The sequence below is a fragment of the Enterococcus pseudoavium NBRC 100491 genome (assembly GCF_001544295.1).
Classification (GTDB): Bacteria; Bacillota; Bacilli; order Lactobacillales; family Enterococcaceae; genus Enterococcus_A; species Enterococcus_A pseudoavium.
Genome location: NZ_BCQF01000002.1, coordinates 106,594 through 124,658 on the forward strand (window position 1 = coordinate 106,594; position 18,065 = coordinate 124,658).

The window sequence follows — 18,065 nt, forward strand, 5'->3', positions numbered from 1 at the left end:
TCCCTTGGTTGGCTGAATATGCTATATTATATTTATTGTAAATTTTGATTGAAACGAGGAAGCGATTATGAAATTAGCGATCGTGACAGATAGTACCGCCTATCTAAATGAACGCATCCGCAATCATAAAGATCTTTTTATTATTCCGATACCGGTCATTATTGATGATCAGCCTTTTGAAGAAGGGGTGAATATCGGTTATGAAGAGTTTTATCAGAAACTAAAAAGTAGCAAAGATTTTCCGAAAACCTCACAGCCGGTGCTTGGTGAAGTTTACGAATTGTACCGTTCACTTAAAGAACAAGGCTATGACACAATTATCAGTATTCACTTATCGGAAGGCATTTCCGGTTTTGTCCGTACGTTAAATGCGATCAAGGAAGATATTCCCGATTTGCGCATCATTCCTTACGACTCTAAGATTACTAGCGTGCCAATGGGTTATATGGTTGAAAAAGCCCTCGAAATGAGTGATCAAGGAAAAGCCTTAGAAGAGGTTTTAGCAGCGCTGGATGAGATTCGCGATACAACCAATGCTTATATTATCGTAGACGACTTAGACAATCTTGTTCGCGGAGGTCGCTTAACCAATGGCGCGGCGATTATCGGTGGACTGCTAAAGATTAAACCAATCTTGACTTTTGAAGATGGGAAAATCGTCTTAGCAGAAAAAATCCGTTCTTTGAAAAAAGCTTTGCAGCGGACGGAAGATATCATTGAAGAACGCCGGCAAGAACAGGATGCAGAATTACGGATCTACGTGATCCATGGGAATAATCCAGAATTGGCGCAGCAGGAGTATGAGAAATTAAGACAAAAATATCCTGATGCAACGATTGATGTTGGAACTTTTGGTCCAGTCATCGGAACACATTTAGGCGATAAAGCGATCGCTTTAGGGGTTGCTAAATAAAGTATGACTCGCTAACTGACTCGTCTCAGTTAGTGAGTTTTTTTATTTGCAAAAATCTCCTGAATTACGTACTCTTACTTTAGTAAATTAGTAATTTAGTAAATAATTGATGCAGGAAAAGATCAGTCTGCGTCAGTTAACTTAATTGGGAGGGATTCTGATGAAAATACCAACAAATCTGAAACACAAACCGGTTTTTCTAGTAGAAGACTATGATAAAATCGATGGACATAATGCTTGGGAAAGTGATGCTAAAGGCTTAACTTTGGGATTGGCGCAATGGAATGATCGTGGACGTGTCGATATTTCTGGAAAAGTATGGCGACATACTGGTGAGAAGTGGTCGCGCCAATCAGAAGAGTTACCGATTACCCGGATTTTAGATTTAGCGATCCTGGTAGCGCAATCCAGTATTTATTTACAAGATGCTTATCGTTATGAAAAATTTTACGATCCAGAAAATCCGCAAGTCGAGATTATTGGGCTACAAGGTGGCCGAATGGAAGTGAAAGTTGACACAGAAAATCCTAAAATTGATGAGGATATCATTTTATTTAATGACACGATGAACAAAGATGGCGACTTGATTGCGCAACGTTATCGTACTTTAAAACGTTTATTAGATGAGTTAGGCTATTAAAAAAAACGAATTACGGGGTGAGAGAGATGGATAACCCTTTTGTCGTAACAGAAGGTCGAAAATTTACCAGATTAGAACAGCACATGATCTGGCAGAAACCTAAGAGTCATAAAACTAGTCAAGAAGAATTAAGGGTGGCTTCTGAAATCAAGCAAAACTGGCTTGATCCTGAGATGAAGATTATGAATGTTTTACTCGAAGGTGATGCTGGTTCAGGCAAAACACAACTAGCACGGGCACTGTCAGCTGATTTACAATTACCCTATACGAAAGTAACTTGCTTTGCCGATATGGATAAAACCGATGTCTTTGGTGCTCTATTGCCGGTAGTGATCGCCGATGAGGAAGAGGATCAAGAATTATTAGAAGCGATTTATCAAACAGATTCCTTACAGCAGGTTTTAGTAGCGATCGAAAACCATTTTCAAATTGATCCACATCAAGCGAAGGAACGCTTAAGTCATTTGATTGAACGAATCGAACAAACAGAACGTTCAACTGAAGTGGAATATAAATTTTATCCTTCTGAAATTGTCCGTGCCATGCAAAAAGGCTACTTATTAGAAATTCAAGAACCAACAGTGATTCGTGATGCTTCCGTTTTGGTGGCCTTGAATTCTGCTTTAGAACCAAATGGCTTGCTAAACATTCCTACGGGGATTATTCGTCGGCATCCGGATTGCGTCGTGGTAATCACAACAAATCGAAATTATCAAGGCAATCGACCGTTGAATGAATCTTTGCGAGATCGTGTCCAACATGCTGAAAAAATGGACCTGCCATCGATCGAAGTAATGGTCGAACGCGCCATTGCAAAAACGAATTTTACGGATCGAGATTATTTAGAGATTATGGCCAAAATCATCCGCCTACTAGATGAAACTGCCAAAGCCAATGCAATCAAAGGGGTTGCCGGCATGCGGTCTTACTTTTTCTGGGTCAACAGCTTGAAACAAGGCCAAGATCCGTTGGCAAGTATCTTCCCTAAAGTTTTATATAAGCTAACAACGGATGAGACCGAACTAACGATCTTACAAGAAGCTTTGGATCAGAGCCGCTTATTAGTCGACTTGCAACAAGCTAAAAATCAACAAAAAATGCGTAAAGGTCGCAGGATCAGTCAATTAGAAGCAGAGCAACGAAATATTCACGAAGAGGCCGAAGAAGCGACCTTAAAAAATGAGGCTCCTGATACTAGTGAGGCGAGGGAATCTGCCAAAACTGAAACGTTGGAGACGGAAGCTGCAACCTCAAAAGAAGAAGCCGCCGAGACCGTAGCCATTCCGGCTGAGGCTGAGCGGAAAGATACGGAGGCGCAAAGTCAGACCGGGGCCGTCGATGAAGCCGAAAAAATCGGTTCGGCAATGTCTTTGGATGAATTGGCTGAACTAGATAAAACCAAGCGAAAAGAGTTAAATAAAGCGATTCGTGAAAGTTTAAAAGACACGATTCATGCGAAAGAAGGAACGATTTTACATCGACCAAAAATTACAGAAGCAGCAATCAAAGATGGGGCGGATTTAGCTAAAAAAGTCCTTCCTGAAGTAGACAGCTTGAGTCGCGTTATAAATGACCTGTTAGCTAAAGAGATCAGTAGTGATTATAGTAGTGGAAAATATTATGGTGCACGCTTTAATCCTAGCCGTGTGGCTTATGGTGATTTGCGCAATTTCGATAAGAAAAATCCGCCTACTGACCAACCTTCTTTGGCATTAGCTGTTCGGGTAGATGAATCTGGTTCAATGCTGCGGGATGATCGGATGCAGAATGCCAAATTGGCGGCCGTTGCACTAAGTTTATTCGCCGAAAAGACGCATATCCCATTAATGCTCTACGGAGACTCCGCTGATTTAAGTCAACGAGAAAAGACTTCGATCTATTCTTATAAAGAATTTGATGATGGCTATGATTTTATCGCAGCTAAAATCGCGACAATGAAGCCGCGACAAAATAATCGAGATGGAGTGCCATTGCGGTTATTAGCCGAAAAGTTAAGTCAGCAATCCGCCGACACCAAATTGTTGCTTTCAATCAGCGACGGGCAGCCCAAAGCTTTACCAGATTATACAGGTGAACGAGCTAAACAAGATATTCAAGAAGTTTTAACGGAGTACAAGAGGAAAGGCATTTTATTTATCGCATGTGCAATAGGTGAGGACAAAGAACAACTACGTTTACTCTATGGGGAAAATAATTTTGTCGATATTTCAGATATTTCTACTCTGCCACAACAACTGCTACAATTGATAGCTCGTTTTATTTAAAAAAATCCTGCGAACAAAAAATGTTCGCAGGATTTTTTTATGAGTCTTAATGGTGGCTTAATAAGTCGCGCGTGGTCCGCCAATATATTTGGGCCGGCTACGTAAAGCAGTAACGTGAGCACCACCTAATTCTTTGATAGAAGGACGAACGGGGACTTGAACGTATTTAACATGCATACCAATCGCTGTGTCACCAATATCAACACCAGCTTGAGCCACAATATGCTCAACTTCCACCGGATCACTAAATTGTTCAAAGGCAGCTACTGAACAAGATCCGCCAGCATGCAGGGCAGGTTTGACTGAAACGATTTCCCAATCCTTTTTCTCAGCAAGTGCGCGTTCTACCACCACGGCTCGATTGATATGTTCGCAACCTTGAACGGCCAAATAGATTTGTTTAGGATCAAGGATTGCTTTCAGGCTTTCAATGACCCACTGGCCAACTTCTTGACTAGAATTTTTGCCAATAGTGCCCCCAACAATTTCACTCGTCGTACATCCCAAAACAAAAACATCTCCAGCTTTCAAATCAGCAGCTGTTAAAACATCGGTGACAATTGTAGTTAGTTGTTCTTGTAATTGTTCTTTTTCCATTTTAGATAACTTCTTTCTATATCATAATTTGTTTATTTGTATTGCGGATGACGTAGAACTTTTTGCAATGCGTGAAAAAGCGGAATGGTCACTGCGATTCCAAAAATATTTTGGACACAGTTGCCTGGTAGAGAGGCTAAACCGGCAGGCCAGCCATATAATAGCGCGGTTGCCAAGGCATAACCGATTATCATAAATAAACTGGCTAATAAAAAGCCACCGCTAAGTCCTTTCCGACTAGGATATTTTGCATAAAAATAGCCTAAGATCAAGCCTTGAATGCCATGGATAATGATCGAAAAGATCGCCCATTCAGGATAGCCAGAAATCAAATCAATCAAGCCGCCGCTTAATGCACCAACTAAGAGTCCGCCAGTAGGACCAAAGAGCATGGCAGAAGCATAAATACCGACTTCACAGAGGGTCACAAAGCCTTTTGTAGCTGGCACCGGAATAATAAACATGATGGAGAGCGTGACTGTTAAGGCGACCATCATTGCAAGTTTGGTCATATCTTTTGTTTTCATGTTGAAACCTCCGTCTCTACGCTATCGCCGAACCAAACATTTCCTTCACCATTTTTTAGGGGAAGTCCTTTTTTGATTGCTTGATAGACATATTCTTTGCTGTCTTTAACCGCTGTTAACAGCGGTTTTTCTAAAACGAGATTCGCAGAAATGGCTGATGCGAATGTGCAGCCGGCACCATTAATGGTCGTGGTAGCTAATTTAGGCTTAGAAAACCATTCAAATTGGCGACCATCATAAAATAAATCAGAAGCGTTTTTACCAGCTAGACGTTCGCCGCCTTTGATGACCACTGCGGGGGCTCCTAGATAGACGAGTTTCTTCGCTGCTTGCTCCATCTCTTCTAGTGTCGTGATCTTTTGTCGAGCTAAAAGCTCAGCTTCTTTCAAATTTGGCGTAATAATGGTTACCAAGGGGAATAGTTCGATCATTTTTTCACGGTATGTTTGACCGTAAACTTGTTCAGTTTCTTTAAAGGCCATCACTGGATCTAAAACAATCGGACCATTAAAACGCTGTAAAAATTCTTTTACGAGGGTTAATGAGTCTAGATCATGAACGAGCCCAATCTTGATCCCATTCAAATCAAGTGAGTTCTGAATCGTTTCTAATTGATCTTGTAATAATTCAGGTGGTAGATCATTGATGACAAACTGATTATTTTTGACAACCGCGATACAAGTGATTGCCGTTAAGCCAAAAATCTGGTAATCTTCGAATGTTTTTAAATCGGATTGTAGCCCACCGCCTGCCAGCGTATCTGAACCGGCAATCGTCAAAATTGTTTTAGCCATAAAAACCTCCTTATTTCAAATAGAAGTAAAATAAGATTCCATATTTCTTTCTGAATACTTGCCAGAAAGTTCAAAGAGCAAAATCTGTTATGAATGATTTCAATTATAGACGTGTTTTAAAAAAAATAAACAGCCAATTGGTTGTTTTATAACCCATCCAATTTTCGAGGGGTATCAGTTGTTTATCTGAATAAAATAGGTTAGCATAGCGGTGGGAAAGGGGATCATTTCGATGAAAATATTTATTGCTGGAGCAACTGGCCGCGTAGGTGAAGCCCTAATCAAAAATTTAGTGGCAAAGGGCCATTTTATCTATGCTGGGGCAAGACACGAAGAAACATTACAAGCAAACAACACTGTAAAACCAGTTCATCTTGATCTTCATGGAAGTATCGACCAAATTGCTGAAACGTTATCAGATGCTGAGGCCGTCTATTTTGTTGCTGGATCAAGAGGGAAAGATTTGTTGCAAACAGATCTTTACGGTGCAGTCAAATTGATGCAAGCAGTAGAACGACAAGGGATCAAGCGTTACATTCATTTAAGTTCGCTTTTTGCTATGCAACCAGAAAAATGGAGCACAGCCTTAACTGATTACAATATCGCTAAATTCTTTTCTGATCACTGGTTGATGGACAAAACTAGTTTAGATTATACAATACTACAACCAGGAAGCTTAAAAGAAAGTCCCGGTAGCGGGAAAATCACAACGAATATTACACAAACTTCAGAAAATTCAATTGAAAATGTTGCTACAGTATTGGCTGACTTACTGGAGCATCAAAATACTATTAAAAAAGTGATTTTGATGGGCGACGGGGATGAACCAATCGCAAATGCCTTAAAAAAAATCTGAAAAAGGCAGCCACTCAGTAAAAGCCTATTCTGAGTGGCTTTTCAATTTTAAAAATTCACTGACAAACAAAAATATAAAATTATTTCTTAGTCAATCCTGTGACTTAATGATAAAATAAGACATACTTACCTAATAATTCGGTAATTAAAAGGAGTAAGCTGATGAATCTTCAAACTATTTCTGATCTTAGCGAAGAGGGGGTTCAAATGATTCAAAGAAGAAAAATTGCGAATTACTATATGAAAAAGCACGGTTTTGCCAAAAAAGAAGCTTACGAAACAGCGGACAAGACTCAACCCGAGTTTGTTGAAGCACGCAATCTCTATCTCGCTCTATTTCAAGAATCAAAGCCGAACTTTGCAGATCGAACTGAAAAAGAGAAAGCTTTGAGGGTTTATCAAGTATTCAGTACAATCGCCTTAGTCTGCTTTGTCATGTGGTTATTTAATAATGATTATCTAAGTAATTTTCGTGTGACGGATAATTTTCTTTTACTTGCTTTGGTGATCAATCTAGTAATAACGAGTTACTTTGATGAAAAAGTTACCGAACGAATCCATCTGCGGAAAACTAAAGAGCTTTTCCGTCATGAGCCGGAATCATTGCAAAAGCTAGCGCAAGTAGAAGAGATCAAGCGGAATATCTTTCGTGCAGAACATCGTGGCTTAAAATTGATTAAAGATCAAAATGAAGCTGAAAAACAACCACAAATTCAAAAATCCAATCGTGTGTTAGAGAGACTCAAAACATTTCATAATAAAATTAGAAAATAGCCTAGAGCGTATGGATCAATGACGTGAAAGGCTATTTTTTTGCTTTTGGAATATTAGAAATAGCGTACTTAGGCTGCTTGATGAATAGTAAACCTTGCTTGACAGAAACTATTTTCAAAGTTATTGTGGATATATTATGTCGTTAATTGATAGGGGCTTAAAATGAATTTTACTAAAGCAACGAATATGGGGATACACGTTATGACCTATTTAGTTCAAAATGATTCAAAGAAACAAAATATGAGCATTCATGATTTATCTAATCGATTCAATGTGTCATCTTCTTATCTTTCTAAAATTTTGGCAAAGCTATCAAAAGCGAAGCTCATCTACATACGAGGGTGGTAATATTCATATAGGGTCAGAACTCTATTCATTATTTAGAAAAGCTAGATTAGACGTGATAGATTATAAAGAAGAATTAGTTATCCAAACGCCAGAAACAGGCAGTGACTTGGCTTGGTTAACAAACATAATGCTTCCAAGAATAATTAAAAGCGGTGCTACTACGGATAAAATACTAGATACTGGCAAGCTTGAAAAAAAATTACAAGAAGAAATAGCGCAGGCCAATACGGGCTTCATTCGAGATACTAATTTTGGGATATGCGGTGTTATTAATCAGTCATAACAGTTATTTTATTATTTAGTATCCAATAAATGAAAAGATTGTAAATCTGAATTTATTCGTCAAAAAAAACGAATTTATCAAAGAGCTTGTTTTTAAAACACATACAATTCGAATCATGATGCGTCAAATTATGGTTTGCTGTAAAATTTTTTTAACAACTACTTTTAAACAGATTTTTTATACTACAAATAAACAATTCATGTCATGGTATGAATTGGATTTAAACTAGTCAAAGCCGGTTGGAAACGAACGAATGATTACAGATTGTTCTAAAAATATTAAAAAAAGCAGACAATTTGTAATCAAACAGTAAGAGAGCCAAGAGCGTTAGAACTAAATAAAAGAAACAAGCTGACTCGTTCAAATGTTTCTTTTCTTAGCATTTAACTTCGCATAATGTATATTATGTAAACTAAAATAAAAAAATTATAAAAAGTTACTAAGCTTAGCTCTATTCAACTAAGCTTAGTAACTTGTTGTCTTTTTAGTCTTGTAAAGTAAAGAAAATGATCCGTTCAGTGCTTTCAAGTATAATTTAGAGTTCCAATTGGTCTATTGTTTTGATTGCCAAACGAGCATTTGGATACAAAACTGAACCACTGCCGATAATTGCCAATTTAATCACTTCAATAATTTCTGCTCTAGTGACTCCAGCTTTTTTGCATTCTTGCAAATGATAAATAATACATTCATCACAACGTGTAGTCAAAGAAATCGTTAGCCCAATCAGTTCTTTCGTCTTTTTATCAAGGGCATCATTCGCTTGATACGTCTCAGTTTCTAAGTTCGCGAAATTTTGAAAGAACTCATCTTCTTGTTTAAGCAACTCATTTAAATCCGTTCTCTCTTGATTTAATCGTTGGAAATCAATCTTTTTAGACATATGAAACTCCTTTTTATTCTAGTGTCTCGGTTTATCATGCTCCAAAGGAAACGTTATCAAAACATCCGAGCTTTAAAGTAATTATAATAATCTTTTTATAAGACTACAAGACTATCTATAGAAGCACTTGCTACTATTAGCCTTGTAAAAGTTGATTATTGAATTTTCGATATTTCTGACAGGCTTACTGCACTTTATTTTGAAGACTGTAACTAAAATAACTAGTTGAAAAATATTTTTTTAAAAAAAGTTTTTTTCGTTGCTTTTTGTCTAGGTATAGTTTTAGGCTGGCTTAAAAATCTTCATGTTATAGCACCGCTATGTTTATTAAGAATTGTTTATATTCCGTTAAAAAGCTAAGAGAAATGCTGTATTATCAATCAATTCAGCGTAGATTGGTTTGACCTTCTATTTAAAAACCGATAAACTATTCAAGTATATGAAAATAATTAAAAGGAGCATGAAATGTCTCGTTTAAAAAAATATAGTGTGTTTTTCCAAACGCGAATTGGCTTTTTTAGTTTGCTGATTGGGTTGCTTTGGCTGAAAAATATGTTTGCTTATGTCGTTGATTTTCACTTAGGGATTCAAAGTTTCATGCAATTCTTTATTTTGATCATTAATCCTTTGAGTGTCTCTATGATCTTACTTAGCCTAGGCCTTTTTATTAAACGACCTAAAGTTGCCTATACAACGCTGTTTGTCATTTATGCCATACTGACAATTTGGCTATTTTCCAACGCGGTTTATTATCGGGAATTTACGGATTTTATCACGATCAATACCCTGCTTGGAGCTGGTCAAGTTTCAACTGGTTTAGGGGAAAGCGCCGTTCGTTTGTTTCGCTGGTATGATATCGTTTATATTGTGGATCTGTTCATCTTACCGCTACTTTTCTTTAAAAATAGAAGAAAGCTAGATCCAGAATATCCGCGTTTTCGTAAAGCTGCTGCTTTGACGGCCTTATCTTTACTAATCGGCAGTGGAAATATTTTTCTGTCTGAGATCGATCGTTCAGGTTTACTGAGTCGGCAATTTTCTCGAGAAAATTTAGTGAAATATTTAGGTGTTAATGCCTTTACTTTATATGATAGTTACCAGACGTATCAAAACAACCAAATTCGGGCCGAAGCTAGCCCAACTGATCTAAAAGAAGTTGAAAATTACGTTAAAGGTCACTACGCTGAACCGAATGATTCAATGTTCGGGATCGCTGAAGGAAAAAATGTGGTCTATATTCACTTAGAAAGTTTTCAACAATTTTTGCTCGATTACCAATTAACGGATGAAAATGGTGTGGCTCACACGGTAACGCCATTTTTAAATAGTCTGTATCACGGAGAAAGCACGTATAGCTTCGATAACTTTTTCCATCAAGTTAAAGCCGGTAAAACTTCTGATGCGGAAACTTTGATGGAAAACTCCTTATTTGGTTTAAATCAAGGAGCATTATTTACCCAAATGGGTGATAAAAATACCTTTGAAGCAGCACCAAATATTTTGAAACAAAAAGCTGGTTATACGTCTGCTGTTTTTCATGGTCATTCAGCTTCCTTTTGGAATCGCGACAAAACCTATAAACATTTGGGTTTTGAATATTTCTTTGACTCTTCTTATTATGATATTAATGATGAGAATTCTTTCCAATATGGCATGCACGACAAACCATTCTTGAATCAATCGGTTCAATACTTGGAACATCTGCAGCAGCCTTTTTATGCAAAATTTATTACGGTATCTAATCACTATCCTTATTCACAATTCAAAAATGATGAAGACGGCTTCCCTTTGGCCAATACTAAGGATGAAACGATCAATGGTTATTTTGCGACTGCTAATTACTTAGATACAGCCTTAAAAGAATTTTTCGATTATATGAAAGCCAGTGGTCTCTATGACAACTCAATTTTTGTCTTGTATGGTGATCATTATGGAATTTCAAATACTAGAAATAAAGAATTAGCGCCTTTATTAGGCAAAGATTCAGCAAATTGGACCGATTATGATAATGCTCAATTGCAACGTGTACCATTCATGATCCACGTACCTGGCGCAACAAACGGGGGGATCAATCATACCTATGGCGGTCAAGTTGATGCGCTCCCTACCCTGTTACACCTATTAGGCGTCGACTCTAAGCAATATTTACAACTAGGACAAGATTTATTCTCACCTGAACACAAGCAAGTCGTCGCTTTTCGGGATGGTGATTTTATTACGCCGCAATATACTTTCTATGGCGGTAAAATGTATGACAACCAAACGGCTCAAGTGATTGATGAACCGACAGCGGACCAGGAAAAGCTTTTTCTTGAATTAAATAAAACGGTTGATCAGCAATTGATTACATCGGATAAAATCAATAATGGTGATTTATTACGTTACTACCAAGACAGCGGCTTGACTCCAATCAGTCCAAGTACCTTTGATTATCGAGAACAAAAGGCCCGGCTAGAAGCCATCGAACGCCAAAAAGGGGCGTCTTCAACTAGCCTGTATAGTGATCATAACCAAAAATCAACGGTCGGTTTGTACAAAACGAAAACGTATCAGCAATATGAATAAGATAAAAAAGGTGTGACAAAAATCTTGTCATACCTTTTTTATCGAATATATGGTGTTCCGAAAATAACTTCTTCGGAAATAAGCCAAAACTTCTCGAAGCTGACCACTTTTCTTACATAGTCCATGACGAATTTAGAGGGAAGAATCAGTGACAACTGATTCTTCCCTCTATTCTAAGTATGTTTTCTAATTCGATTTTCTTTTTAAAGCTGCCTGCTTCAATTTTCGTTGCGCTTTTTTTGAGCCGCGCTCAATATCTCGTCGTTCTTTTCGTATTTCAAAGGCTTCAAATAAATTATCTACTGGATAATCGGCCGGATAAAGATCCGCGGCTCGGTATTCCAGTCTAACCCGTCGTTTAGGGACTTCAATAAACTGATCTGCCAGGTAAACGGCAAGTTGATCTGTAAAGGGAATCTCTTGGTAAACGAGCGCTGATTTTTGTTGTTCCAGCAAAAAGACTTTGTCTCCTCTGTAATAGGTCTCTTCAGTCGCTACTGTTGTTTGCTTTTGAGTTTTTGTTTTGAAGTTTTTCTTTGTGGTAGCATAATTTCGTTCAGTGAAATACAACTGAGCCTTAGCGATAACTTGCTCGGAAATTGCCATCTTTTTGGCAATCCATAACGCATTGCTTTCTCCGGTCTGACCGATTAACAACCGGTATTTCGGTGTTAAATGTTCCGCGTCAAAGTCCATTGCAGCCGTCACAAAATCGGCATGCTGTTCAGCAAAACGTTTGATTTCTCCATAGTGAGTGGTCGTTATCAGAATACTACCCTTTTGATAAAACTCTTCCATGATTGCAATCGCTAAAGCAGCGCCTTCGTTTGGCTCTGTGCCACTACCTAATTCATCTAACAGGATCAGACTATTTTTGCTTGCTTGTCGTAAGATCTCAGCGATATTTTGCATATGACCAGAAAAAGTACTCAAAGCATTTTCGATGCTTTGAGCATCCCCAATATCGACAAAAATTTGCTCAAAAATGGCGATCTCAGTTCCCGCTTGCGCTGGAATTTGTAATCCAATCATCGTCATTAGACTCATCAAGGCGACGGTTTTTAAGACGACCGTTTTACCACCGGCGTTTGGCCCAGTAATGGTTAAGCCGCGATACTCCTTGCCAATCGTTAAATTCAAAGGAACCGGATCATCCAATAAAGGATGTCTCGCAGCAATCAACTCAATATATCCATCGGCATTTATCCGAGGCGTGATTCCTTTTAATTCGCGACTATACTTCCCCCGCGCAAAGATCTGATCAAATTCTGCAATCACTTCAATATTTTTCTGGATTAACGGCAAGGATTCCGCCAATAAACCAGTCAAGGAAGCCAAAATTTGATATACTTCAGCTTCTTCAACCATTTTGTGGTAGGTCAATTGTTCATTCCACCGGCTGACATTGCTGGGTTCAATATAAGCCGTTGTCCCTTTACTAGAAAGTTCGACAATGGTCCCTTGGATCTGTTTTTTGTGAGCCGTCTTAACGGGGACCGTAAAGATATCATTACGTTTGGTGATGATCGCTTCTTGTAGCTTTTCTTTATTTTGACGAATAAACTTCTTTAATAGTTCTTGGATTTTTTCTTGCGTTTCAGCGATATCTCGCCGTGCTCGGCGCAATTCGCGACTAGCGCTATCGATTATTTGGCCGTTACGGATAACTTGATAAATTTCTGTCTCAATCTCATTGAAATTACTTAGTCCTTGTGCGTACCGACTTAACAACGGAGCTAAGCTTTGATTTTTCACAAAAAATTGCTGGATCAAGCGTAAACTGCGTAAAAAATCAGCGTATTCCAGTAATTCCTGCGGTGTTAAGACGAAGCCCTTTTCAAGCTGATTGGTAAGATGCTCAATATTTTGCAGCCCCATAAAAGGAACATGGAGATTGGTCTCGAGCAGTTGCTTGGCTTCTGTTGTTTCTGTCAAACGTTTTTCAACAACCGATAATTTTGTATGAGGTCGACTTGTTTCAATTAATTTCTTACCTAAACTACTAATGGCATAGCTGGTTAGTTGTTTTTTGATTTCGTTAAATTGTGTTTTTATAATTGTTTGATTATTCATTTTTTTGTCCTTTCGATTGAAAAGACACCTATCAAGCTTAGTGGGAACTTAACAAGATTTTATCTTCAAAGCTTAATCAATTACCTAAAATAACCGTAAGAAGACAATCTTTTAACAAAATTGCTAGGTAATTCAATTGATCGAACCTTTCGCTTCAGACTTTCTCACGTGTTAATTGAACAGCTTAATATACAACAGAATCGACAAAAAAGCTGTGAAGATTCCTCTTCACAGCTTAGACTAATATCGATCAGAGTCAGCTTTGACAGGTATCTAATTTGGCATACGAAATAAGCCTGCTTGCACAGAATTTTTTCGCTATTAAATTGCTCCAAATTAAATAACTACACTCACCAAGACACCTCATTAAATTTGTTAAGTTTCCTTAGTAATAGTCTAACGTGCTGACAATTATTTGTCAATTCTGACTAAAAATTAAGCAGTAGTCGCTGGGACTGGCTTTACGCCATCATTGATGAAATACACTTGGTACCAAGTCAAGAAGGTATAAATCGTCCAGATCTTACGACGACCATCGACGGTTCCCGCAAAATTATCATCTAATAATTTTACAATTTTGTCTTGATCAAAGAATTCTTTAACGAACTCTTGAGTAAAGACATCACGGACAATTTGATAATACTTTTCTTCACGCAACCAGTCTTTAATTGGGACTGGGAAGCCTAATTTTTCACGGTTGTACCATTCTTCTGGTAAATGACGGGCAGCCGCTTGACGGAATGCGTATTTTGTATTTTCAGCATTGATTAAATATTTGGTAGGGACAATCTCAGAAACTTTCATTAATTCTTTGTCTAATAATGGGACACGGACTTCTAATGAATTGGCCATTGCCAATTTGTCAGCTTTCAATAAGATATCTTTCGGCATCCATTGGTGCATATCTAAGTATTGCATTTTTTTGATCTCAGACATATCCTGAACTTTTTCGTAATGAACGTCAACAATGTCTTTGATCGTTGGACTTTGTTGGAATTCCGGTTGCAAGTAAGATACGGCTTCATCTTCCTCAAAGACTTTGGCTTGACCGATAAAGAATTCTTCAGCTGGTGCCAATGAAGTATATAAATGCAATGCGCCTTTAAAAGTTTTACCTTTCAAACCTTTGGCAATTGAGTAACGCATCCCTTTTGGTAGTTTCTTCAAACCTTCAGCCACGACCTTGACCACTTTTGACTTCGTGTTCATACCATAGGCTTGGTAGCCGGCAAATAATTCGTCAGCCCCTTCTCCACTCAAGGCTACCCGGACATCCCGGCTGGCAAGTTCCGTTAAGAAATATAATGGAACACATGAAGGATTAGAATCTGGTTCATCTAAATGATATTGAATCAATGGGAAGTATTCGAAAGCTTCGTCCCCTGTAACGACTCGAGACGTATTGTTAAGATCAATCAGATCTGCCAATTTTTTTGCTTCGATTGATTCATTGTAAGATTTATCGCCAAAACCGATCGAATAAGAATGTTCCGGACGTAAAACAGCTGTTACGTAACTTGAATCGACACCCGATGACAAGAAAGAACCAACCTCAACATCAGCGATCCGGTGGGCTTCAACAGATTTAACTACTGTATCATCAATCAAATCAACGGTTTCTTCCAAAGTCATATTGGTTTCTTGTTCTTTGACATCCCAGTATTGTTGGATATCTAATTTTCCATCTTTATAAGTAAAGTAATGACCTTCTTTGATGCGATAAACGTTTTTAAAGAAAGTTTCATCTAGCGCTGAATATTGGAACGTCATATATGGTTTCAGCGCTTCGCGGTTCAGTTCTTTAACAAAGTTGGGATGTTGTAAAAAGCTCTTGATTTCTGAACCATACATAAAGGTCCCATTCATGATTGTGTAATACAAAGGCTTGATCCCAAAGTGATCACGAGCACCAAATAATTCTTGCTTTTTGGTATCCCAGATCACAAAAGCGAACATCCCACGAATTTTTTGTAATAAATCAATACCGTATTCTTCATAGCCATGCAGCAGTACCTCAGTATCAGCATGAGTTGTAAAAATATGGCCTTTAGCGATTAAATCTTCACGGATACTTTGATAATTATAAATTTCTCCGTTAAAAGTAATGATTTTTGTACCGTCTTCATTTTTAATCGGCTGCGTTCCGCCTTCAAGGTCAATGATACTTAGACGACGGAAGCCTAAAGCAGCCCCTTCATCGATAAATTGTCCCGCGCTATTTGGACCGCGGTGAACGATTGTATCCATCATATTTTTAACGATTTGTTCTTTTTGCGTCGTATTTGAACGGTCAATAAAACCTACTATTCCACACACAATCTCTACCCTCTTTCAAACATGGTAAATGATACTCTTTCATATCAACTTTCAAAGTATATCATAGGATTTACGGACTTTCACGAGTGAACGTAATTTACTATGAAAAAAGCTCCTAAAAATTAATTTTTTCCAAAGAGAAATGCTTTCTTATCTCAGACTTTGCTGTAATTAAAAACTAAAACGAAAAATTTAAACGTTAACTGGAGGGCTTTAGAATTGAACAGGCTTTTGGATAAAAAAATACTGCGCCAAAATATTTTGGCGCAACACTTGTTGTTTCATTATTCATTATCTGTAATCGTCAAGGGCACTAAGAATGGATAGCTGCCGAAAAACTCAATCAATGAGCGGTTCTTTTGAGCCGTATTAAGTTTCAAATTGCTTGTCTTATCTTCAGGATTTTGTTTGATAGTTACGGTTTGCTTGCTATCTAAGGCAACGACATAATGATCTGGACCGATCTTTTTGAAATCATAGTTCTCGTGGTTCATGGTGGTGATAAAAATCGCATCCATCACGTCTACCGGTGTTTTCCGCTCAAGATTGATCGCCAAATCTAACGGCTGACTATTGTCTAGTAAGTTTTCATCAAACTCGAAACCTAGTTCTTTCATATGCGCAATAACATCATTCATCTCACGACTAAACATCGAGTTTTGACCACTAGTATAGATATGCTTTTGGTAGCAGTCTTTTAACAACGTCAGTACAGCATCATTTAAAATCGTAACTTTCATTGTTTCTGGGAAAACTTCCATCAACTTGATTTTTTCATTGCGGAATTTCCCGTCGGATGTTGGCATCATGAAACTGAATTTGATTTCGTTGGTGCTCGCTAACCGATAAGACAAATTGAAGTTTTTACTTTCCCAAGTTGAAAATTCATTGGTTGAAAGTTGTAATCCATGACTTTGTAACGGTTTGATCAATTCAAACGTGAAGTACTCCAACAAAGCACCTCTTGCAATGGCTGAGGCCTTCATTTCTTCTGAAATAAAAATTTTCTTGAAGTAGTCTAATAATGATTGGAAATCTGACTCCATTAATATTTTTCTGAATTTCAAATCAGCCAATTCTTTTTCTGCATCTTCGATTAATTGTAACAAATCTTGATAATTTTCTTCACGGTTATCGTAATAATTTAGCAAAGAATCACTAACCGTTTTTGTTTTTGGAACCGCTTGTAATGGTTTGTCAGCTTCTTCAGTGGTCTCTTCCGGATGAAGAATCTCTTTTTCGCGAATATTCAAACTCGGATCTTCAGCATCCACTAAAGAATCATAAATCTGATTAAGTTTATTCTTTTCTTCGGTCATTTATTCTCCCTCCTTATTCAAAAAATCTTTGATGAATTGGTCCAATGCGGCATCCATCTCTTCGAGTCCACCGAACCGTTTATTGATCAAACGTAATTCTTTTAAAGCAATCGCTTGTTCTAATGAAAGGCTGGCAATTTTATTTGCTAATTCAATCTTTTGTGATTCGCCTGATAATTGATCGCCGATAAAAGGAGTCCATTGGCTGCGTTGCTGCTTCAATTCTTGGATCTTTTGATCGATTCCCTCAATTTCTTCCTCGATCTTTTTACGATTCATAAAGGTTTTCGTTTCTTCTAGATTCGCTTTAAGTTTTTCTTGATGCTTCATTTGTCCGTCAATTTCACGCAATTCTGATTGAGCGGCAATCGTCTTCGCATCAAAGTTATCCTGTTGGTCCTGCAAGGCTGATAATTGTTCTTTATAACCGCCCTTTAGTGCCTTTTCCCATTGTTCACGAATTTCAGGTAGTATTTTAATCGTCGGTTGAGTCGCATCGACTTGGATAACCGTGCGTTCACGATAGTAGCTTCCCAATTGAAAATTTAGCAAAACCGGTGAAACCACTTCACACATAATCATGAATGGGAACGTCTTTTGAATCTCCGTATCTAGTTTGCTCGTCAAAAAATTATCGATTTCATGGTTAGCATTGCTAGATTGTTGGATCGAAGCGGGCAGCTCATTCCAGTAGATCTGATACACATCTCCCATGTGTTCAGCCTTCATCGCTTCTTCCAAACGCTTCAGCTGACCCATCAACCCACCTAACACATCGGAAGCAGATTCCTTTACTGAATCTAATGACGCTTCAGTTTGAATTTCTTCCTGTTTCTCTGGAGTCTCCATTTAAGACCCTCCTTTATTTTTTTAAATAATTATATAATAAATATACCCATAAATGTTGTTTTGTT

16 protein-coding genes are annotated in these 18,065 nt (G+C 37.9%); 8 read left to right on the forward strand and 8 right to left on the reverse strand.

The window, feature by feature from the left end; translation table 11 throughout:
• Positions 1-67 precede the first annotated feature (67 nt).
• From EP1_RS01625 to EP1_RS01635, 3 genes are all read left to right on the forward strand, one after another.
• Complete coding sequence (locus EP1_RS01625; protein WP_067622339.1) at positions 68-913, forward strand: DegV family protein; 846 nt, start codon at positions 68-70, stop codon at positions 911-913.
• Positions 914-1,073: 160 nt separating this feature from the next.
• The gene (locus tag EP1_RS01630) at positions 1,074-1,553 is read left to right on the forward strand and encodes a DUF6530 family protein (protein WP_067622342.1); all 480 of its coding nucleotides are present in this window, start codon (positions 1,074-1,076) and stop codon (positions 1,551-1,553) included.
• 26 nt (positions 1,554-1,579) lie between these two features.
• The gene (locus EP1_RS01635) at positions 1,580-3,817 is read left to right on the forward strand and encodes an AAA family ATPase (RefSeq protein WP_067622345.1); all 2,238 of its coding nucleotides are present in this window, start codon (positions 1,580-1,582) and stop codon (positions 3,815-3,817) included.
• A gap of 57 nt (positions 3,818-3,874) precedes the next feature.
• On the opposite strand, the gene EP1_RS01640 is transcribed toward EP1_RS01635, so the two are convergent.
• From EP1_RS01640 to EP1_RS01650, 3 genes are read right to left on the reverse strand one after another with little or no spacing between them, the layout of a single operon-like run.
• The gene (locus EP1_RS01640) at positions 3,875-4,414 is read right to left on the reverse strand and encodes a TIGR01440 family protein (protein WP_067622347.1); all 540 of its coding nucleotides are present in this window, start codon (positions 4,412-4,414) and stop codon (positions 3,875-3,877) included.
• A 32-nt stretch (positions 4,415-4,446) separates the two neighbouring features.
• Positions 4,447-4,941: an ECF transporter S component gene (locus EP1_RS01645; RefSeq protein ID WP_067622349.1), complete on the reverse strand. Its 495-nt coding sequence runs from the start codon at positions 4,939-4,941 to the stop codon at positions 4,447-4,449.
• A complete protein-coding gene (locus tag EP1_RS01650) occupies positions 4,938-5,735 on the reverse strand; it encodes a bifunctional hydroxymethylpyrimidine kinase/phosphomethylpyrimidine kinase (protein ID WP_067622352.1) in 798 nt (265 codons plus the stop codon). Before EP1_RS01650 ends, EP1_RS01645 begins: the two co-directional genes overlap by 4 nt.
• A gap of 232 nt (positions 5,736-5,967) precedes the next feature.
• Between EP1_RS01650 and EP1_RS01655 the strand changes: the two genes are divergently transcribed.
• The 4 genes from EP1_RS01655 to EP1_RS13260 all read left to right on the forward strand — a co-directional run bounded on the left by EP1_RS01655 (position 5,968) and on the right by EP1_RS13260 (position 7,995).
• A complete protein-coding gene (locus EP1_RS01655; protein ID WP_067622356.1) occupies positions 5,968-6,591 on the forward strand; it encodes an NAD(P)H-binding protein in 624 nt (207 codons plus the stop codon).
• Between the two features lie 161 nt (positions 6,592-6,752).
• Positions 6,753-7,364: a hypothetical protein gene (locus EP1_RS01660; RefSeq protein ID WP_067622359.1), complete on the forward strand. Its 612-nt coding sequence runs from the start codon at positions 6,753-6,755 to the stop codon at positions 7,362-7,364.
• Between the two features lie 201 nt (positions 7,365-7,565).
• Entirely contained in the window at positions 7,566-7,712 is a 147-nt protein-coding gene (locus EP1_RS13255) for an Rrf2 family transcriptional regulator (RefSeq protein ID WP_245630575.1), read from the forward strand.
• Between the two features lie 52 nt (positions 7,713-7,764).
• Positions 7,765-7,995 carry a hypothetical protein gene (locus EP1_RS13260; protein WP_083507467.1) on the forward strand — a complete coding sequence of 77 codons (231 nt, stop codon included), beginning with the start codon at positions 7,765-7,767 and terminating at the stop codon, positions 7,993-7,995.
• Between the two features lie 535 nt (positions 7,996-8,530).
• Here the strand turns inward: EP1_RS13260 and EP1_RS01670 are convergent.
• Positions 8,531-8,878, reverse strand: a complete 348-nt coding sequence (locus EP1_RS01670; protein WP_067622365.1) for a carboxymuconolactone decarboxylase family protein — start codon at positions 8,876-8,878, stop codon at positions 8,531-8,533.
• Between the two features lie 465 nt (positions 8,879-9,343).
• On the opposite strand from EP1_RS01670, the gene EP1_RS01675 reads away from it, so the two are divergent.
• Positions 9,344-11,443, forward strand: coding sequence for an LTA synthase family protein (locus EP1_RS01675; RefSeq protein WP_067622368.1), 2,100 nt, complete (start codon positions 9,344-9,346; stop codon positions 11,441-11,443).
• A 186-nt stretch (positions 11,444-11,629) separates the two neighbouring features.
• On the opposite strand, the gene EP1_RS01680 is transcribed toward EP1_RS01675, so the two are convergent.
• The 4 genes from EP1_RS01680 to EP1_RS01695 form a co-directional block, all read right to left on the reverse strand.
• Entirely contained in the window at positions 11,630-13,516 is a 1,887-nt protein-coding gene (locus EP1_RS01680) for an endonuclease MutS2 (protein ID WP_067622371.1), read from the reverse strand.
• 435 nt (positions 13,517-13,951) lie between these two features.
• Positions 13,952-15,832, reverse strand: a complete 1,881-nt coding sequence (gene asnB / locus EP1_RS01685) for an asparagine synthase (glutamine-hydrolyzing) (RefSeq protein WP_067622375.1) — start codon at positions 15,830-15,832, stop codon at positions 13,952-13,954.
• 284 nt (positions 15,833-16,116) lie between these two features.
• On the reverse strand, positions 16,117-17,151 hold the full coding sequence (locus EP1_RS01690; protein ID WP_067622378.1) for a hypothetical protein: 1,035 nt from the start codon (positions 17,149-17,151) through the stop codon (positions 16,117-16,119).
• On the reverse strand, positions 17,152-18,000 hold the full coding sequence (locus EP1_RS01695; RefSeq protein ID WP_067622381.1) for a hypothetical protein: 849 nt from the start codon (positions 17,998-18,000) through the stop codon (positions 17,152-17,154). It lies immediately after the preceding gene.
• Positions 18,001-18,065 lie beyond the last annotated feature (65 nt).

Excerpts from the sequence above, each read along its gene's own strand:
- EP1_RS01625 (WP_067622339.1), top strand. The coding sequence starts at position 68 with ATGAAATTAGCGATCGTGACAGATAGTACCGCCTATCTAAATGAACGC.
- EP1_RS01630 (WP_067622342.1), top strand. The coding sequence starts at position 1,074 with ATGAAAATACCAACAAATCTGAAACACAAACCGGTTTTTCTAGTAGAA.
- EP1_RS01635 (WP_067622345.1), top strand. The coding sequence starts at position 1,580 with ATGGATAACCCTTTTGTCGTAACAGAAGGTCGAAAATTTACCAGATTA.
- EP1_RS01640 (WP_067622347.1), bottom strand. The coding sequence starts at position 4,414 with ATGGAAAAAGAACAATTACAAGAACAACTAACTACAATTGTCACCGAT.
- EP1_RS01645 (WP_067622349.1), bottom strand. The coding sequence starts at position 4,941 with ATGAAAACAAAAGATATGACCAAACTTGCAATGATGGTCGCCTTAACA.
- EP1_RS01650 (WP_067622352.1), bottom strand. The coding sequence starts at position 5,735 with ATGGCTAAAACAATTTTGACGATTGCCGGTTCAGATACGCTGGCAGGC.
- EP1_RS01655 (WP_067622356.1), top strand. The coding sequence starts at position 5,968 with ATGAAAATATTTATTGCTGGAGCAACTGGCCGCGTAGGTGAAGCCCTA.
- EP1_RS01660 (WP_067622359.1), top strand. The coding sequence starts at position 6,753 with ATGAATCTTCAAACTATTTCTGATCTTAGCGAAGAGGGGGTTCAAATG.
- EP1_RS13255 (WP_245630575.1), top strand. The coding sequence starts at position 7,566 with ATGACCTATTTAGTTCAAAATGATTCAAAGAAACAAAATATGAGCATT.
- EP1_RS01670 (WP_067622365.1), bottom strand. The coding sequence starts at position 8,878 with ATGTCTAAAAAGATTGATTTCCAACGATTAAATCAAGAGAGAACGGAT.
- EP1_RS01675 (WP_067622368.1), top strand. The coding sequence starts at position 9,344 with ATGTCTCGTTTAAAAAAATATAGTGTGTTTTTCCAAACGCGAATTGGC.
- EP1_RS01680 (WP_067622371.1), bottom strand. The coding sequence starts at position 13,516 with ATGAATAATCAAACAATTATAAAAACACAATTTAACGAAATCAAAAAA.
- EP1_RS01690 (WP_067622378.1), bottom strand. The coding sequence starts at position 17,151 with ATGACCGAAGAAAAGAATAAACTTAATCAGATTTATGATTCTTTAGTG.
- EP1_RS01695 (WP_067622381.1), bottom strand. The coding sequence starts at position 18,000 with ATGGAGACTCCAGAGAAACAGGAAGAAATTCAAACTGAAGCGTCATTA.